Consider the following 26,616-nt stretch of genomic DNA (forward strand, 5'->3'; position numbering starts at 1 on the left):
TACACCGAATGTTGTTAGTGTCATAACGTTCGTTAGTATTGAAGAGAGCATTGAATGTTCTACGTCATTGAGGTGGTTGTGGACATATTATTTAATTTTGCATTCTTATCCATAACAGGAATTTTCCATCTTCCTAAATCGGGGGAAGCAAAATTTTTTCTAAGTCGCCCTTGTAGTATTGAAAGTGCAATAAAATCAATTGTAGATAGTTTTTTATGTTGGGTGTTGCTTATGTGCGTGCTTGGAAATTTTTCTGTATTTATTTTAACTTTCGCTATGGCCGCGTTTGCCTTTGGTCGCAGTGCTTTTGCCGAAAACTTTTGTATGTATGCTGGCAAGGCATATTCAGTTGGCTCAACGGTATGTGAATGTCCTTCGCTTACTGAAGCAATTATTGGTGGGGGCACGCATAAAGGAGGGAAGTTTGTAATAAACAGGCTTGAATGCAATAACATTGCTGTAGCTGGAAAGTCCGTAGAATGGAGTATATCTAGCCGTCCGTGTTTCGTTGGAGAAGGTGCCTTGGCATCAAGTGCGGTCTCATTTTTTAAAGAAGTTTCAGTTCAATTCTGCCCAAATCCTAATAATTTCAATTCTGGAGACATTTTAGTAAATATGGTGGAAAAACCAGCTTCTACAGAGGGCGAAGCCGCGGAAGCGAATGATGATCAACTTATGATTTTACTTAAACAAATTTGTAGACGGTTTTCAAAGGCACCATCTTTTTGCAAATCTCTTTAATTTTATGTTTGCAATATACGCTGTCTAATATTTAATATAAAAACCTATATTAAAGATTACTTCTGCATTCTGGGAGAAGGTATGAAAAAATCTACATCTTAAATTTGTGAATGCGGAGGGTGTTTCCGTTTTATTATTTAAGCTATTATTTAAGTCTCGTGCTGACCTACCCATAAACACATTAACAGGCTGCGGCTACAATATTGATCTTATTTATTTCATTTTAAAAAATGCTATTATCCTACCGCTTCGCCGCCCTCAACCCATAAACGAACCCAACCAGAGACATCAGCGCCAGCGCGCCCCAGGTCATGGCGTAGGCGAGGTGGCTGTTGCGGAACTTGATGACGGTGAGACCGCCGATCGGCAGGGAACCGTCTGATGGCCCTGCCTGTGCGTCGATGAAATAGGGAGCGACCTTTATCAGGCCGTCCGTTTTGGCGATGGCCTCTACGTCGCGGGAGTACCAGCGCCCGGCTGCAGGGTCGTTGGAGCGCAGGAAGGCACCGCCAGGCTGGCTCTTGCGCAACAGCCCGGTCACCTGGACGGGGCCGGACGGGTGCGACCGGTCGGCGGGGGCTTTCTTGTGGGTCGGAACGAAACCGCGATTGACGAGAATGGTCGTTCCGTCGTCCCGTTTGAGCGGCGTCATCACCCAGAAGCCTGGACCATATTCGGTTACCGCCTGCACCAGGGTTTCCGTGTCGAGATAGGTGCCGCTTGCGGTCACGTGGCGGTATTCGCCGTCCTTTGCCGTGACGGCCGGCCATTCGACTTCGGCCGGAGCGGGGACAGGAGCGGCGTGAACCCGGCTTTCGACCCTGGCGATCAGGTCCAGTTTCCAGAACAGCCGCTGGACCTGCCAGATGCCGAGCGCTGTGAAGACGGCTGCGAGAACCAGCATGCCGGCGGGAAACAGGATTTTGGCCCGCCGGGATCCGGCGGACCCTTGGTCTGTGTTGCCTTCGTCGGTCACGGGACAGTCTTTCGTTTGTCCATCTGCCTTAGGCCGGTTTTTCGCGGCCGCTGCCTCAGGGCAGCGTCTTGACCATCTCCGGCGACATCTGCGGCATCATGTTCGTGTTGAGATGATACATCACCCAGAACGAACCGCAGAGCATGATCGCGACCAGGATCAGCGTGAAGATCAGCGCGGTCATGGACCAGCCGCCTTCCGCCCGCGTGTTCATGTGCAGGAAATAGATCATGTGAACCACGACCTGCACCGCCGCCAGGAGGAGGATCAGGACGGCGGCGAAGAGCTTGCTGTCCAGAACGTCGCCCATGACCAGCCAGAAGGGGATGGCGGTGAGAATGACGGAGAGGATGAAGCCGGTCAGGTAGCCCTTGAAGGTACCGTGGCCGCCGTCATCGTCGTGGGTGTGTGCGGAGGAAAGCGAGGTCATCCGAGGACTCCCAAGAGGTAAACCAGGGAAAAGACGCCGATCCAGACGACGTCGAGGAAGTGCCAGAACATGGACAGGCACAGGAGCCGGCGGCGGTTCTCCGGGATCAGTCCCTTGACCGACACCTGGACCATCAGTGTCACCAGCCAGATGCACCCGAAGGTGACGTGCAGCCCGTGGGTGCCGACCAGCGTGAAGAAGGCCGACAGGAACGCGCTGCGGTCCGGTCCGGCGCCTTCGTTGATCAGGTGATGGAACTCATAAAGTTCCAGACCGAGGAAGGTGAGGCCGAACAGGCCGGTGACGACCAGCCATGCGAGCATGGCGTTCTTCCGGTTGCGGTCCATCTCCAGCATGGCGAAGCCGTAGGTGATGGAGGAGAACAGCAGCATGGCCGTGTTGACCGCCACCATCGGCAGGTCGAACAGGTCCGCCGGCGTAGGGCCGGCCGCATAGTTGTGTCCGAGCACGCCGTAGGTGGCGAAGAGCACCGCGAAGATGAGGCAGTCGCTCATCAGGTAGATCCAGAAGCCAAGCATGGTGCTGCCCTCGGGATGGTGCTCTTCGGTCAGGTAGAACTGGTCCGCCCGGTATGCGTCGAGTGTTGCGTCGCTCATGGTGTCACGCCCTCCCTGCAAGCAGGGATGTCCGTGCGTCTTCCGTCTCCCGGACCGTTTCGGCCGGGATGTAGAAATCGCGCTTGTAGTTGAAGGTGTGGCCGATCGCGACCACGAACAGGGCGGCGGCCGACAAGGCCGCGAGCCACCACATGTACCAGATCATGCCGAAGGCAAAGGCGATGCTGACCATCGCGAGGATGAAGCCCGTACCGGTGTTCTTCGGCATGTGGATCGGGATGAAACCCTCCAGCGGGCGCCGGTAGCCGCGCGCCTTCATGTCATGCCAGCTGTCGTGGTCGTGAACAACCGGCGTGAAGGCGAAGTTGTAATCCGGCGGGGGCGAGGACGTGGACCATTCCAGGGTCCGCGCGTCCCAGGGATCGCCCGTCTCGTCGCGCAGTTCGTCCCGTTTCAGGAAACTGACGACAAGCTGGATGATGAAGGAGCCGATACCGAGCGCGATCAGGAAGGCGCCGAAGGCGGCGATGATGAACCAGATCTGCAGCGACGGATCCTCGAACTGGCTGACGCGGCGGGTCACGCCCATCAGGCCGAGAACGTAAAGCGGCATGAAGGCGAAGAAGAAGCCGATCTGCCAGAACCAGAAGCTCATCTTGCCCCAGAACGGATCGAGCTTGTAGCCGAAGGCCTTCGGGAACCAGTAGCTGACGCCGGCCAGCACGCCGAACACCACCCCGCCGATGATCACGTTATGGAAGTGGGCGATCAGGAACAGCGAGTTGTGCAGCACGAAGTCCGCGGGCGGGACGGCGAGCAGGACACCCGTCATGCCGCCGATCACGAAGGTGATCATGAAGCCGATGGTCCACAGCATGGGCGGTTCGTAGCGGATCCGGCCCCGGTACATGGTGAAGAGCCAGTTGAACATCTTCGCCCCCGTCGGGATGGAGATGATCATCGTGGTGATGCCGAAGAAGGCGTTGACGCTGGCGCCCGATCCCATGGTGAAGAAGTGGTGCAGCCACACCAGATAGGACAGGATCGTGATCACCACGGTGGCGTAGACCATGGATGTGTAGCCGAACAGGCGCTTGCCGCAGAAGGTGGCGACCACTTCGGAGAAGATGCCGAAGCAGGGCAGGATGAGGATGTAGACCTCCGGGTGACCCCAGATCCAGATCAGGTTCACATACATCATCGGGTTGCCGCCGAGATCGTTGGTGAAGAAGTTCATGTCGAGGTAACGGTCGAGCGTCAGGAGCGCCAGCGTCGCGGTCAGGATCGGGAAGGTCGCTACGATCAGGACGTTGGTGCACAGCGCGGTCCAGGTGAAGACCGGCATTTTCATTAGGGACATGCCCGGGGCGCGCATCTTGACGATGGTCGCGATCAGGTTGATGCCCGACAGGGTCGTGCCGATACCGGCGACCTGCAGCCCCCAGATGTAATAGTCGACGCCGACATCGGGACTGTAGTCGATCCCCGAAAGCGGCGGATAGGCAAGCCAGCCTGTCTTGGCGAACTCGCCGACGAACAGCGACAGCATGATGATGACCGCGCCCGCCGCCGTCATCCAGAACGAGAAGTTGTTCAGGAAGGGGAAGGAAACGTCACGGGCGCCGATCTGCAGCGGCACCACGTAGTTCATCAGGCCGGTGACGAAGGGCATGGCCATGAAGAAGATCATGATGACGCCGTGGGCGGTGAAGATCTGGTCGTAGTGGTGCGGGGGCAAGTAGCCGTCGCTGCCGCCGAACGCCCAGGCCTGCTGGATGCGCATCATGATGGCATCGGCGAAACCACGCAGCAGCATGATCAGCGCCAGAATGACATACATGATGCCGATCTTCTTGTGGTCGACGCTGGTGAACCATTCCTTCCAGAGATAGCCCCAAAGGCGGAAATAGGTGATGAGGCCGAGCACGATCAGCCCGCCGGTCGCGACGACCGCGAAGGTCACCACCAGGATCGGTACGTTATAGGGGATGGCCTCCAGCGAGAGCCTCCCGAAAATGAAGTGCATCAGGTTTGTGTCTGAAAACATGACGTTGTCCAGGTTCTACGGCCTTGGCCGTCGTCAGATACGGTCGCGGCGGCTTGAAAGAAGTTCAGCCGTCGTGGGAGCGGTTTCGTTTCGGGCCTCGACGCGGGGAATGTCCCTGGAAGGCAGGGTGCAGCGGCCGAAGATGTCCGGGTTCAGACCGCTCCAGGGCGTGTAGGGGCCGAGTTCGGCCAGTTCCTTGTTGGCTTTCGCATCGAAACGGTTGTCGTATTCGAGCCGCTTCCGGTTTTCCTCGCTGTCGACGCCTCCGCCGCCCATCTGGTCGATGTGCATCATCTCGTTCATGCACATGGTGCCTTCCCGGGTGCACATGTTGAGGATGGAAGAGTAGAGCCCGTCGGCCACGGAGGCGTAGTAACGCACCGGTTCCCGTTCGCTCGGCTTTTCCAGCTTCAGATACGTGTCGCGGTTTAGCGCAGTGCCGTTCTGTTTCACCCGGTCGAGCCAGCTCTGAAAGCCGGCCTTGTCCACCCCGTGAAAGCGGAACCGCATGTGGGAGAAGCCTGCGCCGCTATAATTGGCCGAGATACCCTCGAAGTCACCCGGCTCGTTGATCACGGCGTGGAGCTTGGTCTCCATCCCGGGCATGGCGTAGATCTGGCCGGCAAGTGCGGGGATGTAGAACGAGTTCATGACCGACGAGGCGGTGATCTTGAAGTTGATCGGCCGGTCTACGGGAGCGGCCATCTCGTTCACGGTGGCGATGCCGTATTCGGGGTACAGGAACAGCCATTTCCAGTCGAGCGCCACGACTTCGACTGTCAGCGGCTTGACGTCCTCGGGAACAGGCCTGCCTTCCGCGATACGGTCAAGGGGCCGGTAGGGGTCGAGCTTGTGGGTGCTGATCCAGGTAACCGCGCCGAGGACGATGATGATCGCGAGCGGGGCAGACCAGATGATCACTTCGAGACGAGTCGAATGATGCCATTCCGGGTCGTAGGTGGCGGCCTTGTTCGTGTGGCGGTATCGCCAGGCGAAGAAGATCGTCAGGCCCATGACCGGGACGATGATCAGCAGCATCAGGACGGTGGCAATGAGGATGAGGTCGCGCTGCTGAAGGGCAATGTCGCCGGACGGTGACATGACCACCATATTGCAGCCCGACAGAACGAAGGGCACTGCAAACACACTGAGGAGTCGCAGGAGCTTGAACAGCCTTGGCATGGTGAGGTCCAGATAAATAGGTAGGTTCCCGTATTCGACTAATGAAGGATTCGATCCGCGCCGATGGGGTGTTTTGTCGCGGTGCAGCAAAATTGGTGCGGTGCGAACGCCTTACCTTGGGTGAGCGTACGGTGACAAAAAGGCAGAAATTGGCGCGGTGTGCCGATGTCGGCAATAATGCCGAGGGGCGCGACCGGATGTCGCGATATCGCCTTGATTTTGATCAAAGAAAAATCGGGGGCTGATGCAGAACGCGCTTGCGTTGCCGGACGCTTCGTCCAAACATTGGACCTGGGAGTGACGGACCGAGCGGCAAGGAGGAGGCCAATCGTGACTATGTCGGCATATCCAACATCGGCGGATTTCGAGCGCGATGCGCGCCGGATGCATGACGATACGCAGGTTTCGGCGGGCAACATCGCCATGGGCGTGATCATCGGAAGAACCTCGGAGTTCTTCGGCTTCTTCGTCTACGGCATCGCCTCTGTGCTTGTCTTTCCGCGGCTCGTCTTCGGATTCGCCGCCGATCCGCTGACAGCGACCTTCTATTCCTTTGGGGTGTTCGCGCTGGCTTTTCTGGCAAGGCCCGTCGGATCGGTTTTCTTCATGTGGGTCGATCACACCTACGGCCGCGGCACGAAACTGACGATCGCGCTGTTTCTCCTGGGTGGGTCGACCGCCTCCATCGCTTTCCTGCCCGGATATGCCACGGTCGGTATCTGGTCGGTGCTGCTGCTGGCGCTGTTCCGGCTGGGCCAGGGCTTTGCGCTGGGCGGCGTCTGGGACGGGCTTGCGTCCCTTCTGGCACTGAACGCACCGGCGAACCGTCGCGGCTGGTACGCTATGATCCCGCAACTCGGCGCGCCCCTGGGCTTTGCCCTTGCCAGCGGTTTGTTCGGCTACTTTTACGTCAACCTGTCGGATGCGGATTTTCTCTCCTGGGGCTGGCGCTATCCGTTCTTCGTCGCCTTCGCGGTCAATGTTGTGGCCCTGTTTGCCCGTCTGAGGCTGGTCGCCTCGAAGGAATTCGGTTCCGCGCTCGATCGCGACGAGTTGCAGGCGGCACCGGTTCTGGAAACGCTGCGGGTGCATGGGCGCGATGTCCTGCTCGGAGCGTTCGTGCCGCTGGCAAGTTTCGCCATGTTCCACCTGGTGACGATCTTCCCGCTGAGCTGGGTCTATCTCAATAACGGTCAGTCGGCCGGCGATTTCCTGTTCGTGCAGATCGCCGGTGCGGCGGTCGGTGCCGGAACGATCGTGCTGTCCGGTCTGCTGGCGGACCGGATCGGCCGGCGTGGCCAGCTTCTGATCGGCGCCATCGCCATTGCGATCTTCAGCTTTGCCACCCCGTTCTGGCTAGAGGCGGGGGCGGGCGCGCAGGATGCCTATATCATCGTCGGGTTCGGCATTCTCGGCCTGTCCTTCGGTCAGGCGTCCGGTTCGGTCTCGTTCCGGTTTGCCAGAGCCTATCGCTACACTGGCGCGGCCTTCACCTCTGACCTCGCCTGGCTGGTCGGCGCCGGCTTCGCCCCGCTGGTCGCCCTTGGCCTCGCAACAGAGTTCGGCATCTTCTTCATCGGCGGCTATCTCATCTCGGGCGCGATCTGCACGCTGCTCGCCCTGACACTGAGCCGTGCCCTGGACATGCAGGGCGACAGCAACTGAGGGCAGGGGCTCAGTCGAAACTGAACGCCTCGTCGACTTCCGCGATCATCCTTGCTTCGCAATCCTCATAGCGGGGCGAAAAATGAAACGGTTCCACGCGGGCCGCTCCGGCGCGGCGCGCCAGGGAACCTGCCTGTGCGGTCGTCAGATGGCCGTGGTGCGCGGCAAGGTCGGCATCGGCCTTTGCGAAGGCGGCGTCGATAAAGAGGATATCCGCATCCCGGGCAAGAGCGACGATGGCGGTCTCGTTGGCCGGCGTGAACACCGCGTCCGTGACGTAGGCGACCTTCTGGCCCGGCTCGATCGAGACGATCTCTTCGCGCAGGAAACCGAGCGACAGCTCGTCCAGTGTCCCGTCGGCGCGCTCCACGGCGATTGGGGTGTCATCGGGCCGGCCTTGGTGAATGGCGGCCTTTAATGTGGCAAGCCAAGGCCCTGTCGTAAGGCCTTGTTCCTGAATCCTGTTTTTCCAGACATTGACATGGGTGCTTTCCTGCAGTGCGAAGCCGAGGCAGGTGGAGTGATGCTCAAGTTCAGCGCAGGTTACGGCAAGTGCCGGTTCGGTCAGGAGAACGCCGTTTTCCGCTCGTCCGCCCGTCTGGTCTTCACGGGCGAAGCGGCGTGAGAAACGGAACCGCGCCTTGTGGGTGTCAAGTCCGGTACAGACTTCAGTGACGGTGAACACGAGCTCCGTCTGGAAACGTTCGACCAGATCCCAGGTATAGGCTGCAAGTTTCGCCTCGACCCGGTCGATGAAACCAGCGGGACCGTAAAGCCGCACATCTTTGTCACGCCCGACCAGCACGCGCAGCAGCCGGTCGAAGCCGATGAAATGGTCGATGTGGGTATGGGAGACGAAGACGTCGCTCAGGCGCAGGATCTGCCGGGGCGAGAGGGTGTGAATATCCCCCAGATCGAACAGGATCGCCCGCCGCTCCTGCAGGAAATCGATGTAAAGTGCCGGGTCCCCGAAGCGGTCATTGACGAGAGATGGATAAAATTTGGGCCGCATGGCGGGAGCATAGACCGGAAATAGAAGCATGTTCCATGCCCTTGGCCGGTCAGATGGCCTCGGCAACGATGATTTCAGATGGCACGGACATGGAGACGACCACGTTCCTGTGCCGAATTTGCCAGGACTTTTCCGGTATATGGTCCCTCAGCACCAGCGGCCGGCAGCCGCCGACGAGATAGGGCTGCATGTTGTGCAAGGCCGACCAAACGCTGGTGGTCAGGCGCGAAAGCGTGTCGATACCTTCCGTCAGAACGGCTGCGCAGAGAAGTCCGCCGGGGCTCAGCGCCGCGTGGGCACCGGCAAGGGCCTTCTGGATCTGCATTTCGCTCAGAATTTCGAGGACATAGATGAAGATGATGCGGTCGAACGGCGGGCCATAAGACGTAAAGTCGAAGCCTCCGTCCGACTGGACAATTTCCGCCCTGTCCGCCCAGGGAGATATCCGCTTTCGAGAAAGGTCAACCATCGTGGAACTGAGGTCGATTCCAACGTACCGGGCATCGTCTGGAAGCGCTTCCGCCAGAAGACGGGCGGCGAATTTGCCGGTTCCGCATCCCACCTCCAGCACTGAACGTGCATGCGGGAAGTCGCTGTTTCGAATGAGCTTTTCCTGGACGGCGTTTTCGTAAAAGCCCTGACTGTCCTGCCAGGCGCCGAAGCGATCATAGAAACGCCGTATCCTGGTCAGATCGAAAGCGTCCATGGTGATGTCCATCCATGACATGACCCGGGGTTCTGCCGGGTTCGGCAATTCTTTCTCTTTAATCCTGCGGCGTAAAGGGTCCTGCGTTTCCTTTTAAGAACCGCTGACGCGAATTCCCGGATCGGCGAAAGGAGATTTCCCCCGCATTCTTTCCGCGCTTTGACCCTTGTCAAAGGTGCGAGGCTGGTCTTCGGTTACCATTCCCCAGCGTAACGTTTAAGCCGCAATGGTCTGCTGGTGAAATCGTGGCGAAGCCGATGGTTCTGCGAAAATGAGCCCGGCTTCCCCGTCCCGGGAAGGAGAGCTGTCCATGTCTGTCGGTCCGTTTGTGCAGGAGTATGCCCACCTTCGGTCAGGGATGTTTTGCGGGAAAATCCATCGTTTTTGGTCGTCGCCAAAGCCGGCTGCGAGGCTGGGCCGGCGACTTTCCAGATTAAAGGCGCTGGTGATTGCCGCGAGTCTGCTGGCCGGCTCATCCGTGTCGATGACGCCTCCGGCAAAGGCGCAGGACATGCAGCCGGGAGATGCGGTCGTCACCCGGTTCTCCGGGACGGTCGAGCAGGGCGGACGCCGAGTAATCGATCCGGACGGAGCGGTTGCCAGTATTCTCGACCTGCGTCAGGCCGGAGGTCCGCCGCGCGGCGAGCACTGGTTCGACGAATTGCAGAGCGGTGCCGTGACGGCCGCGGAAATCGGTCAGGTGTTCGGCGTGGCCCTAGACGATGCGACGCCGCCGAACATCTATGTGACCGCGACATCCGCCTTCGGACTGCACCGCAATGGCGACAATTCCGGCTGGATGGACGGCATGTGGGGCGAAGGCGGCGGTCCTGGCACCGTCTGGAAGCTCGATGCGGCCAACAATTACCGGCCGGAAGTCTTCGCCGAAATCACCACGGATGGGCGGGAGAACAGCGGCGCGGCGCTGGGCAACATCGCCTTTGACCGCTGGAACCGGCAGCTCTACGTTTCGGATCTGGAAACCGGCATGATCCACCGGATCGCGCTTGCCGACGGCGCGGATCTGGGCACGTTCGACCATGGCGTGGAGGGACGCGCGGGTTTCTTCGATGGTTCCGACGGGCAGTTTCATTCCCTGCCGCCGGTCGCTTTCGATCCGGCGAGCCGTGCTCAGATCGATGACTGTCCGAGCGGTGATTTTTCACGAACGCCGTCGTGCTGGAATTTCGCCGATTTCCGCCGCCGCGTCTGGGGTGTCGGTGTGCGCCAGGATGTGGCCACGGGCGAGGTGCGTCTTTACTACGCCGTCTGGAGCAGCCAGGGGTTCGGTAGTCCCGACTATGCTGCCGCCGGCGAGAATGAAAAGAGAAATTCGGTCTGGTCGGTGGGACTCGATCAGGCGGGGAACTTCAATCCCGGTTCCGTGCGCCGCGAGTTCTTCCTGCCCGATTTCTTCCGCTCGCCTGATGCCATAGCGCGCGCCGGGCGCAGCCATCCTGTCGCGGATATCGCGTTCCCGGCTGTGAGCGAACAGAACGTGATGCTGGTCGCCGAACGCGGCGGTGTCCGCAATCTCGGCCTGGCTGCGGAAAATGCCTTTTCCTATCCCGATGAGTCCCGGGTTCTGCGCTATGAGCTGGGCGAAACCGGTTCCTGGCAGGGAGTGGGGCGCTATGACGTCGGTTATTACGACCGCGGTGAATCCGGTCCGCCCTACATCAGGGCCGGAGCCGCCGGCGGTGTTTCGTTCGGCATGGGGTACAGGGAAAACGGCGACGCCGATCCGGAACAACCGGACGGGTTTGTCTGGATGAGCGGTGACGGGCTTTGCTCGCCACGGGGAGAATGTTTCGATTCCAGTGCCAACGCGCACGATGATGGCTCTGAGGTTTCCGGCCTGCAGGGGCAGGCTGCACGGCCCTATGAGGCGTTCGAGCCGCTCACCGCGTTCCAGCCCTATCCTGCACCCGGACCCGTGACCCCTTCAACCGGGCCGGACAGCGCTTTCATGGTCGACGTGGACGTCAATACCGACGCCAACGGAGACTATTCTGAGGAAAGCCGGACCAGGAACGACGCCACCCGTGTGGGCGATGTCGCCGTGTTCCAGCCGCTCCCGGCGGATGGGGAACTGATGCCCGTGGATGAAGGCCCGGTCGTTGCCGAGTGGCCGGAAGGCCTGCCCGAGGAAGGCTGGATCCCTGCGCCGCCACCCGACGACGGCTGGTTCCTGCCGCCGCCGTTCCCGCTCGATACAGACCTTGCGATCCGCAAGACCGGCCCGGCGCAATGCCAGGAAGGGGTGGAGTGCACCTATGTGATCCGGATCCGTAACGTGGGGTCCGTTGCCTATACAGGTCCCCTGGCGATCACCGACACGATGCCGGCCGGGGCAACCCTTGCCTCGACATCCCCCGGCTGGCACTGCGTGCCCGGCGGGGCGACCTTCAGTTGCATCACCAACGCGCCTGCGCTTCTGGTGCCGGGCGCAACCGCGGCGATCGAGGTCAACATTCTGCTTCCTGCCGATGTTCCCGGGCCGAGCGTTCAGAACTGCACGAATATCGACTGGTTCGAAATGGGAACCGACGACGGACCCGGCGACGGCAACGACGATGACTGCGTCACGACGCCGGTAACGCAAGGGTTTGACCTTGGAATTGCGAAAACCGGACCTGCTCAATGTGCGGAAAACGCCGATTGCACGTTCCAGATCGTCGTTCAGAACTTCGGCCCCGGAGAGTTCAACGGGGTTCTGGCCATTCGCGACACGCTTCCCGCAGGTGCAACTTTCGTGGCTGCGGTCGGTGCGGGAACCTGTTCACCGTCCGGCGGGGATGTGAACTGCCTGACCGGGAATATCACCTTGCCATCGGGAGGGACCGCCGGTCTGATCTTCCGGCTTCATCTCCCTGACGGAATTGCTGGCGGAACGATCACGAACTGCGCGGAAATCAACTGGGCCGCCATGACGTCCAATGACGGGGCGGCAGATGTCCATGCCGATTCCGATTGTCATACGGTCAATGTCATCAACAAGGCGGGCTTCTTCGATCTGGCGATCGCAAAGCGCGGTCCGGCCCATTGCAATGCCGGTGGTGACTGCGAATACGAGATCACCATCGCCAATATTGGGCCTGACGACTATACCGGCGAACTGCATATCCAGGATAATCCGGTGACACCGGGTCTCAGCTATGTCGGTGTTGCCGGGCCAGGATGGGGCTGCGGCGCGGCCGTTCCGGTCAACTGCAACCAGGCTGGCGGACCCCATACCCTGCACCCGGGCGATACCAGGACGATGCACGTCACGCTGCATTTTCCCAATCCGGTCGCGACAAATCCGGTGATCAACTGCATGGAATTCCGCTGGGGGGCGCCAGGCATGCCGCTGGATGACAATCCGGCGCCTGGAGCCGGGGATTCCAGCGATCAGAACTGCACCGCGACGTTTGTCGATACCGGCTTCGATGCGGAGATCGCAAAAACCGGTCCGGCGGACTGCTATGAAGGTGCCGCTTGCGACTTCACGGTCAGCGTGACGAACAACGGGCCGGCTGTGATCGACGGTATTCTGGCCGTGACCGATACTTTGCCGGCCGGTTCGACGCTCGAAGGCGTAGATGGCGCAGCTTTCTGCAACAGCGCGGCTCCGGGGACAACCACCTGCTTCGTGACCGGACCCATTGCTTCCGGAGCGACACATGACATCACGGTTCACACGCGTCTGCCCGATCCGGTTGCCGGCAATACGGTGGAGAACTGCGCGTCGATGGAATGGGGCGCAACGCCGCCTGCCTGGATTATCGGTTCGCCTTATTCTGGCGACGATAATGCCGCAACCGACGGGCCGGCCTGTGCCACGGTGCATGTGCTGGCCGCCGATCTGGCGCCCTGGGGGGCGACCACCTGTCAGCTCGGCTCTTCCTGTCCCATCGAGGTTCAGGTGGACAATCGTGGCGGGCGCCGATTCCAGGGGGCTGCGGGCCTGCACGGCATGCTCGATCCCGGCGTGACCATCAGCAGCATCGAGAGCCAGACACCCGGCTTTGATTGCAAGGTGACCGGCACCGGGCAGTATGAGTGTGAGGGCTCCAACCTCACGCTGAAACCCGGAGCGTCGGCCAAGATCCGAATGGTTCTGGAAATTCCGGCGGACTTCCCCCACAGGCGGATCATTCACCGCAAGGAAATGATCTGGCCGGATCAGAAGGTCAAGGATCCGAAGCCGGAGAACGATCGCCATACCAGCACGATCATGATCGTGCAGCCTGAACAGCCGCAGGAAGCGCGTCAGCCGGAAGAGCCGCAGGAGGAGACACCCCCGCCGGCCGAGCCGACGCCTCCGCCGGTGTCGACGGCGGAAGCCCCGGATCTGTCGGTCGACAAGAGCGCGGCGCAGGGCCGTTGCGACGCGGGCCGGCCATGCGACTTCCGGGTGCGGATCACCAACGACGGTTCTGCCTCCTACGTCGGGCCGCTGCGGGTAAGCGACGAGACCGATCCTCCCGGTCGGCTGACGTCGTCGGGACCCAGACCCTGGCGTTGCGATGCCACAGGCGGCGGGTATGACTGTACTCATCCCGCAATGACGCTTGCGCCCGGCGAATCTGTTGACCTGTTCCTGACCATGGCCGTCGGCCGCGGCAGCGGTGCCCGGAGCGTCCGGAATTGCGCGAGCCTGGTCTGGAACGATGCGGACCAGGTGAGAGCGGTCCAGATTGCTCTGAACCGTCTCGGCTTTCCGGCCGGGCGGCCGGACGGCCAGGTCGGTCCGAACACCCGCGGTGCCGTGCGCGATTTCCAGGAAAATGCCGGTCTGCCGGTCACTGGGCGGATAGACGAAGCGTTGCTGCGCCGTCTGTTCGGCTCCTGGGGAGCCGGTGACGGCAATGCCGCGAACGACAACAGCTGCGTCACGATCGGTCTCGATCAGGCTGCGGAACCGGCGCCGGTCTGCGGACCGGGGCAGGAAACCATCCGGCCGTCACAGGTTCAGCGGCTGAGGGCGCAAGGTTGGCGCATCGATCGTTTGACAAGCGGCGGGCAGACCATTTTCTGCGGGTCACCGCCTGTCGTCGTCGAGCCGCCGCTTGCCTGTCCTCCCGGTTATGAGGCCTACCGCAACAAGAACCGGATCCCGCGCAATTCGGACGTGCTGCGTCGCACGCGCGGCAACGAGGTCCTGTTTTGCGCCCGGCCCAGGCCGCAGGCGGAGACATGTCCTCCCGGCTACCGGCAGGTCAGCCGCCAGCGGGCCAAGGACCTTGTCCGGCAGGGCTGGGACATCCGCCAGGTCGGCAACCTGATGTGCGCCCGGCCGGTTGAGCGTCCTGCGCTGCAGTGCCCTGGCGGTTACAAGCCGTATCCGAGCCGGAACCGGATTCCGCGCGGCTATGAAGTGCGGACCCTGCGCAGCGGTGGCCAGGTTCTCTACTGCGCCCGGCCGAGGCCGCAGGCGGAGACGTGTCCGCCCGGCTTCCGGCAGGTCAGCCGTCAGCGGGCCAAGGACCTTGTCCGGCAGGGCTGGGAAATCCGGCAGGTCGGCAGTCTGATGTGCGCTCGCCCCGGCAGGCAGGTCACGCCGACCCAGCCGACCAGGCCAAACTGCACCGGAGGCCGGGTCTGGGATGCGCGCCGCAATTCCTGCGTCTGTCCCGGGAACACCCGTTGGGATCCGAAGCGGAACCGCTGCCTCCAGCCCCAGGTGCTTCGGCCCCAGGTGCAGCCGCAGGTGCAGCAGCCGCAAAGACAGCCGCAGATCATCACACCCCCGCTGCAGTTGATCGTGCCCCGGGTGCAGTAGTGGATGAGTGAGAAGGGCTTGCGGGCATTAGACCCCGCAAGCCCAAACCGTTTCGGGTTAAGCGCTGCGCCGTTCGCGGCCGCGATAGCGGAAGGCGGTTTTCAGCGCGTCCTGGGTGTCTGCCGCCGATCCCTGCCAGTTTTTCGCCAGAAGTCCGGCCATATGGGCGGCTGCCGCACTTGCGCCACGGATGTCAGGATGATCTGTGGCGATCGGACAGGCACCGAAGGTGGCTTGGGGCAGGTCGAGGCGGGAGAGGTCGCCCGGTTGGCAGCGGGCATCGCCCTGGACGGAGAGGACCCCGCCGATGGCGGCCGGGAAAACCGGATCGCCGCGCGCGGGCGCCGAGGCGACGACCAGGCTTCCGGCTTGCAAGAGTGCTTTCGTCCTGGCGGTCAGTTCCACCGATGAACGGGCCATGCCGAAGGAACAGAGCACGATCTCCGGCGGGTCTTCGGCCAGCCATTCCAGGGCGTCGCAGACGGTTTGAGCAGATGTCGAAAGACGTCCGGGAAACACCACTGCGTTGACGAAATGAACCTCGCCGGCCTGAGCTCGGATCGTTGCGGCCATGGCTCCGGCATGATGTTCGGCGGCGGGGGATCCATCCGGATCAAAGAGCCGGGCCTGTGCGATCAGCCCCGGAAAATCTGCGGGAAGGGCGCCGTCGATCAGGCCGATGCGGATCATGGCTTTGGCCTTTCGAAAGCGGCAAGATCGACTTCCTCGTCGAACGTACCGTAACGGTTCGCGTCGCCGTGGGTGACGACAATCCTGGTCCGGTCGGCAAAGCGCGTGTCGATGGCGGCCATGATCCGGGAAACGCGGCCGGCATCAACCTCCGACAGGCTTTCATCAAGGATCAGCACCCTGAACGGCTGCAACAGGGCACGGGCTAGGCACAGCCTTTGGCGTTCGCCACCGGAGAGATTCAAGCCGCCCTCGCCGAGCGGGGTTTCGAGGCCGGCACCGGGTTCCTCATGGCTGGATGAATGCGGGACGGGAGCCCCTTGCTCCCGTCTCCCCCCTTGAAGGGGAGATGTCGGCGCAGCCGACAGAGGGGGGGATGCGGCGGTCGTCCGAACGTGTGGCTCACCCCCCTCTGTCACCCTTGGTGACATCTCCCCCTCAAGGGGGGAGAGGGGTGTATGCGGAGCGGCTTTGCCATGGATTCCGAACCGCTCGTCCAGCTCCACAAGGCGGAGAACGTCCAGCATCTCTTCTTCGCTCACCTCGGGTGATCCGAGGCGGAGGTTGTCGGCGAGGGTGCCGGAAAAGACATGACCCTTCTGCGGTATCAGGGCGACCGCGCTGCGGATGTTGGCAAGGCGGAGGCGGCGCAAATCTGTGCCATTGAGAAGGATTGCGCCAGCATGCGGATCGTCGTGGCGTTGCAGCAGGCTCAGGAGTGAGGACTTGCCGATCCCGGAAGGACCGGACAAGCGGAGCTTGGTGCCGGCGGGGATGGTGAGGCTGACGTCCTCAAAGAGGGGCATCTGGCCAGCGGGCGAATAGGAGATGCCGGACAGGACAAGGTCGCCGTCGCCATCTGCGAGCGGCAGGGGATCGGCGGGATCGCGAACGTCGGGGGCGGCGCTCATGATTTCGTCGAGCCGGTCGAGAGCGGCCTTCATGCGTGCCTGACCGTGCCAGAGCGAAATCAGCGACTGCATCGGCCCGATTAGGAAGCCGAGATAGGCGGTGAAGGCGATCAGGGAGCCGAGCAGCATGGTGCCGTCGATAACGGCCAGGCCTCCAACCAGAAACACCGCGCCGCGGAGGACTGCGGTCAGCACCATGGGCACGGCGCGGGTGACCTCGTTCCAGACCTGTGCCGACAGGAGGGCCGAAATCAGGCCCTGCTGGCGAAACTCGATCTTTTCCGAAGCAGCCTTTGTTGCGTTGAGGGCGCGCAGTGCACCCAGGCCTGTGATGGTTTCAGCCAGACCCGAAGCAAGCTCGCCGCGCGCCTTGCGCACGCCGCGGGCCTTCTCGTGAGTGACCGGACGGGCCTTTGCGAAGAAGACCAGCTCTACCGGTGCCAGCACCAGCGCCAGCACGGCGAGCTTCGGCGCCAGAACGAACAACATGACGAGCCCGCCGATGAGCCTGAGCAGGCTGCCACCGCCGTTGACCAGGGCGGCAAAGGTGAACTGCTGCACCTCGCCGGCATCGCCGTCGAGCCGACTCATCAGCTCGCCGATCTTCTGCCGCGCCTGCCAGCGCGGCGATTGCGCCAGGATACGGGCAACGGCCGCCCGGCGCAGATCTGCCAGCAGCCTGGCGGAAAAGCGCAGGTGAAGCAGGGAATTGACCGCGCCGAGCGCAAGGGCCGCAAGCCCGACTACGAACAGGGCCAGAGCGAAGGTGATCAGGGCCTGCTTGTCATGGGCCATCAAGCCCCGGTCGATGACAAGCTTGGTCAGCCAGGGCGGGATCAGTGCGGTGCCAGCGGCGACCAGCGACAGACCAAACAGCGCCGCCAGCGGCCAGCGATATGGCAAAACGAGAGGCGCGAGCCACAAGGCCTCGCGCATGCCGAACAGGCGTTCCAGCACGACGCGCATGAACGCATGCCGAGGTGAGGCCTGATCAGTCTCCCCCCTTGAGGGGGAGATGTCACCGAAGGTGACAGAGGGGGGTAGCGGCGTTTGCTTCATGCTCCGGTGTTGTTTCATGTTGTGAGGCCGGACACCCCCCTCTGTCCGCTGGTGCGGACATCTCCCCCTCAAGGGGGGAGACGGGAGCAAGGCGTAGGGCCTCGTATCTCACGCGGTCATTCCCGATATTCAGGCCTTTCGCGGCGTCGCGGCTTTCGTTTCCGCAGGAGCTGCAGTCGCGGCCTGCCTCATTCTGGTTCCTTTTGCCTCACGAAATGTGAGGTGGATTGGATCACCCGGACTGCGCCGGGTGATGACGGTGTTTGAGGGAAAGCGTTGCCACATTTCCCAGAGTCATTGCCCGGCGTAGCCCGGGCAATCTACTCGCGTGTCCTTTGATCAGGACCGTGCCACGGAAAGGTCGGTTCCCCTAGCTCCCCGTGCTGATCACGTGGAGGGTGCCGGCGGCCATGTCGCCGCCGGACGGCAGGATGATTTCGCCGATGCGCTCCAGCGTGTCCGCATCGTAGACGCCGATGTCGTCGTTGGTGCCGCCCACATAAAGTTCCTTCCCGTCGGACGAGATGTTGATGCAGTAGTAGGTGTGCGGCAGGTCGACCCGCTTGACCAGTTCCTTCGTGGCAAGGTCATGCTTGGAAAGCTGGGTGTAGACCCCGTAGAGCTTGGTCTTGTCGTTCGGATCGCGCACGGCGGAGAACATGATCACCTCGAAGCTGGCGAAGTCCTCGATCTTGCTCTCGCCCGTGGTCAGGTCGACGGTCTCGTAGCCCCAGACGAAATCGGCCAGTTCGTTCTGGGTTTCGTCGGTGAATTTCGCTGCCGAATAGAGCAGCAGGAATTCGTCTGCCTGGGTGCCGATCGGCCAGAAGGCGAGCACGTCCGGCGGCGAGTAGGTCGGCCGGTCCCAGGAGGCATTGGGGATCTTGACCGTGGTTTCCCCGGTCTTCGGGTCGATGGCGTAGATGTCATGGCCGGCGGCATAGAGCGTGCCCTTGCGGTCGGTCGCCATCACCGTCATCCGGCGCGGCGCCGGAAAGGTACGCACCGGCTTGGCTTCCATGCCGGCGGAGGTATCGTAGACCGCCATTTCCGGCTCCATGACCTCATAACGGTCGGCCAGGATCTTCACCGGGTTGCGGATGGTGTAAAGCTCCTTGCCGTCCTTGGAGACGGCGAGCGAGCCAATGGTCTTGCGCTTGATATCGCCTTCCGACTGATGGGCCGCGAACACCGTCTTGCAGCTGGCAAGCTCGATGCCGTAGACGTTTTCCCAGCGGTCGGCGAGCACATAGGCGATGGTGTTGTCCGGCGACATGACGATGACGCCGGGGATCAGGTTGAAATCGAGCTTGCAGTCGGTCTCGATGCTCCGGGCCTTGGCGTCGATGACATAGAGACGGTCCGGCTTGGCGACCGTGACGATGAGGTCCTTGGCGAGCGCGGGCAGGGCCGTCAGCCCCAGGCAAAGCGCCGCCGTGGTTGCGATCAGGTTTCGCATCAGGGTTCTCCGAATATTCAGGCTCGCGCCAATCAGGTTTCGCTGTCGGACGGAAAGACCGTGCCGAGGTTGCGCCAGTCTGCAGGCGCGCCGTCGGCGTTCGCGTTCCAGTCCGGATAGGAGTTGATCGTGTCCGGCACCTGGGCCGGCCACCAGCACGGGTCGGAGCAGCCGTAAAGGTCTGCTTCCATCGGCTGGCAGAGGGCGGCGACGCCGCCGAAGGGATCGACCTCCCAGCCCGGGTCCAGCGTCGAGGCGCAGCCGGCCACGATGGTCTGCATGGCCCGGACCTCGTCCATTTTGTCGGTTTCGGCCGCCTTGACGACCCGTTCGGCTTTCTGGTTCAGGGGCTTCAAGTTTTTCATTTGCCGTATGCCCTCCGCGGCATGATGTGATCGGTGAAAAATACCGGCGCGCCGGCGATCAGGTCGCCGTAGACGCCGATGCCGAAGTCGACCCAGTCGCGCATGAGATCGCAGTAGTGGTAGGTCGGCTTCAGCGGATCGGAAAAGTGGGCGTAGCTCTCGTGGTAGCAGCCGCCCGCGCAGATGTTGCGGATGCGGCAGGTGGAGCAGCCCTTGTCGGTGCGGTCCGCCCGGTCCTCGATGAATCGGGCGAGCTTCTGCTTTTCGATGCCGTCGTCCACGGTGCCGTAGGTGTCCATGTCGGACCCGGTGAACCGGTGGCAGAGGTTGAGACTGCCTTCGTGGTCAACCGCCAGCATGCCCAGTCCCGCCCCGCAGGGCAGGGCCTTCGACCGGCCTTCGTAAAGGTCAGTCATCAGCTGGTGCATGTTGGAAAAGCCGATGTTGCGGCCTTTCAGCGCCTCGTCGCGGTAATGCCGGCCGAGCCGCTTCATTTCGTCAAACACGGTCACCAGTTCGTCGCCGGTCAGGTTGAACGGTGCGACCGGACCGGAGGTCACCGGCGAGAAGCCGACTTCGTGGAAGCCGATCTCGTTCTTCAGGTGATCCCAGATCTCGTAGACCTGCGTGACGCCCCGGGTCAGCGTCACCCGTCCGCCGACGGGGCGGGACGTGTAGCGTTCCAGAAGCATTCGCGTCTTCGCGGCGACGACCTCATAGGTGCCCTTGCCGCCGACGGTCTTGCGGTTGAGATCATGGAGAGCCTTCGGGCCGTCCATGGAGACCGTCAGGCCGAAACGGTGGGCGTTCAGCCAGTCGACGATCTCCTCGGTGAGCAGGGTCGCATTGGTGGTCAGCGTGAAGTCGACCCGCTTGCCAAGGGTGCCGAAACGGTCCTCGGCATAGGCGACCACGTCGCGGATCAGCGCGATGTTGCTCAAGGGCTCGCCGCCGAAGAACACAACGTTGTAGCTGTCCCGGTCCGGGCTTTCGGCAAGCAGAAGCTCGATGGAGCGTTTCGCCGTCTCCAGTCCCATGCGTCGGCCCTTGGAGGGCGTGTCCAGGTCCTCCTTGTAGCAGTAGGTACAGGACAGGTTGCAGCCCGTGTTGACGTTGAGAACAATCGTCGTCAGCGGGAAGTTTTCGATATGGACCGGCGGCCGTTCCGCTCGGGGCGGGCGGCCGTCGGTGACGATGTCGAGGTCGAGCAGGGAGCGGATGCGCTCGGTGACGAGATCCGGGTCGGCCCGGCCCTCGAAACGTTCGCGTACATCCTGTTCGCTCACCCTTGCGCGGTCGGCGAAGAGGTCGATCACGTCGTTGTCGAGACGGTCGATCTCGAACAGCGAGGTGGTCGGAATGTGGAACAGCAGGTGCCGTCCGTCGACTTCGACCCGATGCGCGTTTTGCGGCTGGTAGAAGAGATAACCCATGATGCAGTCCCTCCCTTAGCGGATCGGCGGATCGTTCCAGCGCTGGACCGTGACGATGAGCTGTCCTTCGCCGGACGCATCACCGCTCTTGGCCAGAACCTTCAGATTGCCGGCGTTGTTGGTGGAGAAGGGACGTTTCGGGTTGGGACCGGCGACGGCCGGCATGAAGATGCCGAGGCTTTCGTCCATCTTGCCCGCAAATTCCACGTCCTTCAGGGCTTCGGCTTCCTCGTTGAAGGGAGCGACCGACCAGGAGGCGGGAACCACGCCGATGCGCACATCGTCGTCCGTGCCCGGCTGGCCGTCCGCGCCGTTCCAGTAGCCGACCGCATCGAAGCGGGCCGGGACCTTGCCGGCAGAGCCGCCGCCGCCGCCGACGCGGGCGACCGCGAAGGCCGGTTCGACCTTGAGGCTGTCGATGTGGCTGTAGACGGCAAGGGCATCGTCTGCCGTCGCGTCACTGGAGGTGACGGAGATCGCACCGTCGGTGCCCGCAGCCGGGCTGACGTCGACGGCCGCGCCATAGGCGTTGACCGTGCCGCCGGAGGCATCGAGCGCGCCGGTTAGAGCGACACTGCCGAGCCCGGTGCCGACCACCTGGACCGTGCCGCTGGCGCCTGCCGGGAGTGTGGAGGGCACCACGCCGGCAATCGCCGGTTTGCCGCCGACCTTCACGGCCTTGAAGGCACCGCCGAGGCTGTCTTCGGCATGCAGGAACTGGCGGCCGGAGAGGCTTGCGCCGTCTTCGGAAATCGCGAGCACCTGGCGGTAGGCGGTGTCGCCGATTGTCAGGTTGGCGCGCCATTCATAGCCGGTATAGACGTTGAGCTTGCCGGAAACGGCTAACTCATCGCCGCTTGCAGTCTTGAGCGTGCCGGAAACCGAATAGGGCTGGGTGTCGCCGGAGACCTCGAGCGCGCCATAGGCCTCGCCCTTGGCAGGCAGGCTCGTTGTGAACACCCAGGACCCGGTCGCAGACGGCTTGTCCGCCTTTTCCCAGGCGGTCCAGGCATCGGTTTCAAACGGATATTTTTCCGCCAGCAACGGCACGACTTCCTCGCGGGCGATCTTCAGCCATTCCCGGTCGCGCGCTAGCGCCTGGTATTCCAGGGTCGGCCATTGGCCGACATGGAAGTCGATGTGCATGTTCCATTCGTCTTTCGTGCGCCGCTGCAGGGCGACGCGGGCGGCGGAATGACAGCGGGCGCACATTTCGGCGAGCGGTGCTTCGGGCGCTTCCACCACGTTCGGCCGGCGTTCCAGAATATAGCGGAAATCCTCCGCTTCCGACGGGGCGAGCCCCTGCGTGTCGGCGAGATAATGGACCAGTTCGCTCTGGACACCCGGCTCCAGTTCCATGCCGTGGAACAGGCGCATGCGCACGATGGTCATCAGCCAGCCTTCCGGCGTCTTGCGCTGGTGCTTGATGCGGCTCAGCGCACCACTGTCGTCGGCGGCATGGCAGCCGCTGCAATTTTCCGCCAGCAGCGTGGCGCCGTCCTGCGCCTGTGCCGGGGTCGACATCAGAAGCAGCACGCCGGCCAGGCCGGCGATATGCCCCTTTCGCAGTCGTTTCATCATGCTGTTTCCCTCATTCTGGTGTGTGTTTCGGTTGCTTTTTGTGGTTGGTCCGGCAGGCCGGACAGAAGACCGCGGCTTTCAAGCCAGCGAAGGGCCTCGGCCGGGCCCGTTGCCCTGGCCTCGGTCCGGGAAAGTTCGAGAAGTTCGCGAACGGGCAATCCGCACACGAAGGCGACGCCTTCCGGATCCTGCGGCGTGATCAGCACCTCGCGTTCCTTCAACCGGTTGCCGTCCACGACCACGCGCCGGTCCAGGCGGGTCGCGTCGGCCACGGCATGGGCCGGCTCGTTGTCGGGCCAGGCGGCACGGGCGGCCCAGAAGGGATGAGCCGCAAGGTCCGTCTCCAACCGGTAGAAATCGCGGCCGATGCGCGCTTGACGCCAGAAGGTGCCGACCACCCGATGGCGGTAGAACCGGGCGGCGAGATCCGGGTCTTCGCCCTCGAGAAGCGTCAGCACACTTGGAACGGCAGCGAGCGCGGAGGAGATTGCCCAGAACAGGCCGTGGCCGGACAGCGGATCGATGGCAACGGCGGCGTCACCGATCGACAGGACGGGTAAGGACAGCTTCGGCGCCGACAGGACCAGGCCGGCAGGGCGGGCGAGGAGGTCTCCCTCGAAGCCATAGGTTTCAAACCGGCCGTCAAACTGAGGTTGGGCGAGGAAAGCCCGCATGCGCTCCGCAAGCGCTGCCTGACCGGAACCGGGCAGATCGTCCGCATCGATGCAGATCTGCAGCCAGGGACCGAAGCCAGGCTCCACTGCCGACCAGACCCAGCCCTGGGGAGTCGCTTCTACATGGGTGCCGGAGTGGGGGGTGGGTCTCGAAAAAAGACCAGCAATCGCAAGTGTTTGTGGGCCTTTTTGACGATTGGTGGAAGGAGCCTGGCGGCCGCGGGCATCGATCATCAGCCGGGCGGTGACCGTCTCGCCATCGGCAAGGCTCAAGGTAACGCCGGTTTCCGGATCATCCTGTTCGATCCGGCGCAGGCGGGCCTTGCGGACCGTCACGCCGGCTTCGATTGCCGCATGGCGTAGCGCGGCGTCGAAATCGTGCCGGCGGACAAGGCGTTCGCCGTTGGCGGTGTCGTTGAGACCGGCCCAGCGAACCGAACGGCGCATGGGCGCGCTTGCGGCCTGCAGGGCGTCTTCAAGTCCCTTCTGTCTCAGGATAAGGGCGACCCGTTCGCCCAGGCCTTCAAGGCGCGGACGGGTGGTGTCCGGGTCGATCAGAACGACATCGACCCCGGTGCGCGCCAGTTCACGCGCTGCGAACGCACCGGCAGGTCCTCCGCCGGCAACTGCCACATCGAAGCAGGCTGCCAAAATTTTCCCCTCGTCCGGGTCCCCATGTTTTCACGGTGTGATCCCGGATCTCTCTGCAATGCCATTAAGAGGGGGTGTTTCGGACCGTTCTCGACAATTTCGGCCAAATTTCAGTGCAACCCCCAAAACAGGGGATGGCCGATTGCACGCCTGATAAAGATTTGATCTACTCATTCTTTAGGCATGAACTTTTCTTCGGCAGGCCGGAGAAATCGGGATTTCGGGGTGGACGGAAGCCATGTCTACGGATGCGACCATTATATCCGGAGCCCTTCGCGGGCTTCAGAACATGCTGGTGGAAAAAGGGCTTGAACCGGCCGTTTTGGGCCGTCAGTACGGCGTTCCGGCCGGTGCCTGGAACAGCCCCCAGGTCGAAATTCCGCTCACCGCCTTCGTCCGGATCTACGAGCAGGGAGCCTCGGCACTGGGCGTGCCCGGCATCGGCTGGCAGTCGGGACCGCTTCTGGATCTGGCCGATCTTGGCGAACTCGGCAATGCGATCCTGTCGGCACCGACTGTCGGCAGTGCTCTGCGTACCTTCGAGCGCTTCCTGCGCGTGATCCAGAGCGAGACCGACCTGCGGTTGACGGTGGAAGACGGCGTTGTGACGCTGACCTATCGCATTCTCAATCCGGACATCTGGCCGCGCCGGCAGGACGCGGAATTCACCCTGTCGGTGCTGACCCAGCTTATCCGCCGGGGGGCGGGGGACGACTGGAGCCCGGACCTTATCTGCTTCGAGCACGAGGCCGCGCGCAGCCTGTCGAGCTGGGGCGAGGTGACGGGGAGTGCCTGCCAGTTCGATTGCGAAACCAACGCGCTGAGTTTCCCCGAGGCAATCCTGAACCTGCCGATGCCGCGCGACGACGCCTCGCGCCACCGCCGAGCGCTGGACACCCTGACCCGGTGGCTGGCGGAAGCCTATCGGTCCAATTCCCTGGTCGACCGGACCCGGACCGCCATTTACACCGGACTGGAGACCGGTATCGTCGACCAGGAGACGATTGCCCGCGACCTCGGCCTGTCCCGGCGCAGCTTGCGCCGGCACCTGAGCGAGGAGGGCGTGCGTTTCTCCACCCTTCTGGACGATTGCCGCTTCCGGGTTGCCCGCCATGCGCTCGCCGACACGTCGCATCCGCTAGCTCAGATCGCTTTCGAGCTCAGCTATTCCGACCAGACCGCGTTCGAACGCGCCTTCAAACGGCGCACCGGCATGACACCGAGGCAATACCGCCAGGCGTTTCGCTTTGGCCACAGTTAGCCGATCGCTTCACTGAGCACCTGCGTGAAGCGGGCAATACGGTCCGGCGTGGCATCTGCGAAGCCGACAATCAGGCCGCTCAGCGGTTCCGCCAGGCAATAGGCCGACAGACGAGCGGGTCGGAAACCGGCTTCGGCAAGTGCGGTGAGGGCCAGGGTCTCGTCTCGGCCGCCGCGAAAGCGGACCGTCAGCTGTACGCCGCCGTCGGGCGGGTAGACGTCAATGCCATCGATCTGGCCGAGAGCCGCGGCAAGCGCATTGCCGCGGGTCTCGTAGGCGCGGGCGATGCGGCGCAGGTGGGCGCGGTAGCGGCCGGAGCGCATCATCTCCGCCAGGGCGAGCTGGGCGTGGAGATTGGCCATGAGGCCGAGGTTGCGGTGGGCCGCGCGCATGGGATCGATCAGGGCTTCGGGCACCACCATCCAGCCGATCCTGAGGGCGGGCATCAGCACCTTTGCCGCCGTTCCCAGATAGACGACCCCGCCACCTTCACCATGAGCGGCAAGGGCCGCGATTTCCCGGCCGCGCCACAGAAACTCACTGTCGTAGTCATCCTCGATCACCAGCGCGTCCTGCGCCCGCGCGCGTTCCAGAAGCTCCAGCCGCCGGGGCAGGGACAGGCGGTAGCCGAGGGGATACTGGTTCGACGGGGTGACGTAGATCAGGCGCGCATTTCCGGGCACAAGGCGCGGTTTGAGGCCATGCTCGTCCATGGGAACCGGGGCGATCTCAAGTCCGGCGCCGAGGAAGGCCGCACGTGCGCCCATGAAGCCGGGATCTTCCATGGCGACCGTCTCGCCCGGGTCGGTCATCACCTGGGCGACCAGCGCGAGCGAGCCTTGCGTGCCGGTGGTAATCAGGATCTGCTCCGGATCGACCCAAAGCCCCCGGTCGGATGCCAGCCGCTCGGCCAAAACCTCGCGCAAAGCGGGCAGACCGAAGGGGGCATTGTAATTGGCGAGGTCGCCATGGCGCTGCCGGGCGGCACGGCGCAGCGCCTGTGCCCATTCGTCGGCGGGAAACAGGCTTTCCGCCGGTGCGCCAGGGTGCATCACGCCACGCTCGGCGACGTAACTTGCCGCGCGCGGGTCGGCGGACAGGTTCCGGCCGCGTTCCGAAAGGGCCGGAGGAGATGCGGGCTGAGGTCGGGCGCTAAGCACCTGCGGGGCGATCACCTCGGGCGCGGCACCGGGGCGGATTGCCAGCACGCCTTCCGACCGCAGCAGGTCGTAGGCCGTGTTCACCGTGGCGCGCGACACCCCGAGCCCTTCCGCGGCGGCGCGGCTCGAAGGCAGGCGCACGCCCTCCGGAAGCCGGCCGTCGCGGATCGCGGTGAGCAGGTCGCGGTGGATCTGCACCGGCATGGGATCGGGCCGGGCCGGATCGGGCGAGGTGAGGGCGGCAAGTGTAACTGGTTTGTTCATTTTT

General features: G+C 62.7%; 19 protein-coding genes. 4 read left to right on the forward strand and 15 right to left on the reverse strand.

The genetic code is table 11. From position 1 onward, the window contains the following. Positions 1–54 precede the first annotated feature (54 nt). Entirely contained in the window at positions 55–741 is a 687-nt protein-coding gene (locus tag HK439_RS01445) for a hypothetical protein (RefSeq protein ID WP_190289589.1), read from the forward strand. Positions 742–982: 241 nt separating this feature from the next. Here the strand turns inward: HK439_RS01445 and HK439_RS01450 are convergent, their stop codons facing one another. The 5 genes from HK439_RS01450 to cyoA are packed head-to-tail and all read right to left on the reverse strand — an operon-like array spanning position 983 to position 5,954. Further along, positions 983–1,717 (reverse strand): SURF1 family protein, encoded by a 735-nt coding sequence (locus HK439_RS01450; RefSeq protein WP_419247570.1) that lies wholly within the window; start codon positions 1,715–1,717, stop codon positions 983–985. A gap of 55 nt (positions 1,718–1,772) precedes the next feature. After that, a complete protein-coding gene (cyoD, locus tag HK439_RS01455) occupies positions 1,773–2,147 on the reverse strand; it encodes a cytochrome o ubiquinol oxidase subunit IV (protein WP_190289590.1) in 375 nt (124 codons plus the stop codon). Next, positions 2,144–2,764, reverse strand: coding sequence for a cytochrome o ubiquinol oxidase subunit III (gene cyoC / locus HK439_RS01460; RefSeq protein ID WP_190289591.1), 621 nt, complete (start codon positions 2,762–2,764; stop codon positions 2,144–2,146). Before cyoC ends, cyoD begins: the two co-directional genes overlap by 4 nt. A gap of 4 nt (positions 2,765–2,768) precedes the next feature. After that, complete coding sequence (cyoB, locus tag HK439_RS01465) at positions 2,769–4,772, reverse strand: cytochrome o ubiquinol oxidase subunit I (RefSeq protein WP_190289592.1); 2,004 nt, start codon at positions 4,770–4,772, stop codon at positions 2,769–2,771. Between the two features lie 33 nt (positions 4,773–4,805). Further along, positions 4,806–5,954, reverse strand: coding sequence for a ubiquinol oxidase subunit II (cyoA, locus tag HK439_RS01470; RefSeq protein ID WP_190289593.1), 1,149 nt, complete (start codon positions 5,952–5,954; stop codon positions 4,806–4,808). 327 nt (positions 5,955–6,281) lie between these two features. Here cyoA and HK439_RS01475 point away from each other — a divergent pair, with 327 nt between their 5' ends. Continuing rightward, the gene (locus tag HK439_RS01475; protein ID WP_190289769.1) at positions 6,282–7,619 is read left to right on the forward strand and encodes an MFS transporter; all 1,338 of its coding nucleotides are present in this window, start codon (positions 6,282–6,284) and stop codon (positions 7,617–7,619) included. Between the two features lie 10 nt (positions 7,620–7,629). On the opposite strand, the gene HK439_RS01480 is transcribed toward HK439_RS01475, so the two are convergent. Beyond that, positions 7,630–8,661 carry a ribonuclease Z gene (locus HK439_RS01480; protein ID WP_209011494.1) on the reverse strand — a complete coding sequence of 344 codons (1,032 nt, stop codon included), beginning with the start codon at positions 8,659–8,661 and terminating at the stop codon, positions 7,630–7,632. Between the two features lie 19 nt (positions 8,662–8,680). Next, the gene (locus HK439_RS01485) at positions 8,681–9,358 is read right to left on the reverse strand and encodes a class I SAM-dependent methyltransferase (protein WP_190289594.1); all 678 of its coding nucleotides are present in this window, start codon (positions 9,356–9,358) and stop codon (positions 8,681–8,683) included. A 424-nt stretch (positions 9,359–9,782) separates the two neighbouring features. Between HK439_RS01485 and HK439_RS27205 the strand changes: the two genes are divergently transcribed. Next, positions 9,783–15,104: a peptidoglycan-binding protein gene (locus HK439_RS27205; protein ID WP_190289595.1), complete on the forward strand. Its 5,322-nt coding sequence runs from the start codon at positions 9,783–9,785 to the stop codon at positions 15,102–15,104. Positions 15,105–15,161: 57 nt separating this feature from the next. Here the strand turns inward: HK439_RS27205 and HK439_RS01495 are convergent, their stop codons facing one another. From HK439_RS01495 to HK439_RS01525, 7 genes are all read right to left on the reverse strand, one after another. After that, positions 15,162–15,794, reverse strand: coding sequence for a hypothetical protein (locus HK439_RS01495; RefSeq protein ID WP_190289596.1), 633 nt, complete (start codon positions 15,792–15,794; stop codon positions 15,162–15,164). Next, entirely contained in the window at positions 15,791–17,671 is a 1,881-nt protein-coding gene (locus HK439_RS01500; RefSeq protein WP_190289597.1) for an ABC transporter ATP-binding protein, read from the reverse strand. The genes HK439_RS01495 and HK439_RS01500 overlap by 4 nt, the downstream gene beginning before the upstream one ends. 463 nt (positions 17,672–18,134) lie before the next feature. Further along, positions 18,135–19,223 (reverse strand): quinohemoprotein amine dehydrogenase subunit beta, encoded by a 1,089-nt coding sequence (gene peaD / locus HK439_RS01505; protein ID WP_190289598.1) that lies wholly within the window; start codon positions 19,221–19,223, stop codon positions 18,135–18,137. A gap of 32 nt (positions 19,224–19,255) precedes the next feature. Then, positions 19,256–19,588: a quinohemoprotein amine dehydrogenase subunit gamma gene (qhpC, locus tag HK439_RS01510; protein ID WP_190289599.1), complete on the reverse strand. Its 333-nt coding sequence runs from the start codon at positions 19,586–19,588 to the stop codon at positions 19,256–19,258. Then, entirely contained in the window at positions 19,585–21,021 is a 1,437-nt protein-coding gene (peaB, locus tag HK439_RS01515) for a quinohemoprotein amine dehydrogenase maturation protein (protein ID WP_190289600.1), read from the reverse strand. The genes qhpC and peaB overlap by 4 nt, the downstream gene beginning before the upstream one ends. A 15-nt stretch (positions 21,022–21,036) precedes the next feature. Continuing rightward, positions 21,037–22,599, reverse strand: a complete 1,563-nt coding sequence (gene peaA / locus HK439_RS01520; RefSeq protein ID WP_209011495.1) for a quinohemoprotein amine dehydrogenase subunit alpha — start codon at positions 22,597–22,599, stop codon at positions 21,037–21,039. Beyond that, positions 22,599–23,927, reverse strand: coding sequence for an NAD(P)/FAD-dependent oxidoreductase (locus HK439_RS01525; protein ID WP_190289602.1), 1,329 nt, complete (start codon positions 23,925–23,927; stop codon positions 22,599–22,601). The genes peaA and HK439_RS01525 overlap by 1 nt, the downstream gene beginning before the upstream one ends. A gap of 238 nt (positions 23,928–24,165) precedes the next feature. Between HK439_RS01525 and HK439_RS01530 the strand changes: the two genes are divergently transcribed. Next, entirely contained in the window at positions 24,166–25,188 is a 1,023-nt protein-coding gene (locus HK439_RS01530) for an AraC family transcriptional regulator (RefSeq protein ID WP_190289603.1), read from the forward strand. Here the strand turns inward: HK439_RS01530 and HK439_RS01535 are convergent. Further along, positions 25,185–26,612 (reverse strand): PLP-dependent aminotransferase family protein, encoded by a 1,428-nt coding sequence (locus HK439_RS01535; protein ID WP_190289604.1) that lies wholly within the window; start codon positions 26,610–26,612, stop codon positions 25,185–25,187. The genes HK439_RS01530 and HK439_RS01535 overlap by 4 nt on opposite strands. Positions 26,613–26,616 lie beyond the last annotated feature (4 nt).

Origin of the sequence: Roseibium aggregatum (genome assembly GCF_014692675.1) — a bacterium.
GTDB lineage: Bacteria > Pseudomonadota > Alphaproteobacteria > Rhizobiales > Stappiaceae > Roseibium > Roseibium aggregatum_C.

Excerpts from the sequence above, each read along its gene's own strand:
- HK439_RS01495 (WP_190289596.1), bottom strand. The coding sequence starts at position 15,794 with ATGATCCGCATCGGCCTGATCGACGGCGCCCTTCCCGCAGATTTTCCG.
- HK439_RS01480 (WP_209011494.1), bottom strand. The coding sequence starts at position 8,661 with ATGCTTCTATTTCCGGTCTATGCTCCCGCCATGCGGCCCAAATTTTAT.
- peaB (WP_190289600.1), bottom strand. The coding sequence starts at position 21,021 with ATGGGTTATCTCTTCTACCAGCCGCAAAACGCGCATCGGGTCGAAGTC.
- HK439_RS01530 (WP_190289603.1), top strand. The coding sequence starts at position 24,166 with ATGTCTACGGATGCGACCATTATATCCGGAGCCCTTCGCGGGCTTCAG.
- HK439_RS01500 (WP_190289597.1), bottom strand. The coding sequence starts at position 17,671 with ATGCGCGTCGTGCTGGAACGCCTGTTCGGCATGCGCGAGGCCTTGTGG.
- cyoB (WP_190289592.1), bottom strand. The coding sequence starts at position 4,772 with ATGTTTTCAGACACAAACCTGATGCACTTCATTTTCGGGAGGCTCTCG.
- peaD (WP_190289598.1), bottom strand. The coding sequence starts at position 19,223 with ATGCGAAACCTGATCGCAACCACGGCGGCGCTTTGCCTGGGGCTGACG.
- qhpC (WP_190289599.1), bottom strand. The coding sequence starts at position 19,588 with ATGAAAAACTTGAAGCCCCTGAACCAGAAAGCCGAACGGGTCGTCAAG.
- cyoA (WP_190289593.1), bottom strand. The coding sequence starts at position 5,954 with ATGCCAAGGCTGTTCAAGCTCCTGCGACTCCTCAGTGTGTTTGCAGTG.
- HK439_RS01445 (WP_190289589.1), top strand. The coding sequence starts at position 55 with ATGTTCTACGTCATTGAGGTGGTTGTGGACATATTATTTAATTTTGCA.
- cyoD (WP_190289590.1), bottom strand. The coding sequence starts at position 2,147 with ATGACCTCGCTTTCCTCCGCACACACCCACGACGATGACGGCGGCCAC.
- peaA (WP_209011495.1), bottom strand. The coding sequence starts at position 22,599 with ATGAAACGACTGCGAAAGGGGCATATCGCCGGCCTGGCCGGCGTGCTG.
- HK439_RS01485 (WP_190289594.1), bottom strand. The coding sequence starts at position 9,358 with ATGTCATGGATGGACATCACCATGGACGCTTTCGATCTGACCAGGATA.
- HK439_RS01535 (WP_190289604.1), bottom strand. The coding sequence starts at position 26,612 with ATGAACAAACCAGTTACACTTGCCGCCCTCACCTCGCCCGATCCGGCC.
- cyoC (WP_190289591.1), bottom strand. The coding sequence starts at position 2,764 with ATGAGCGACGCAACACTCGACGCATACCGGGCGGACCAGTTCTACCTG.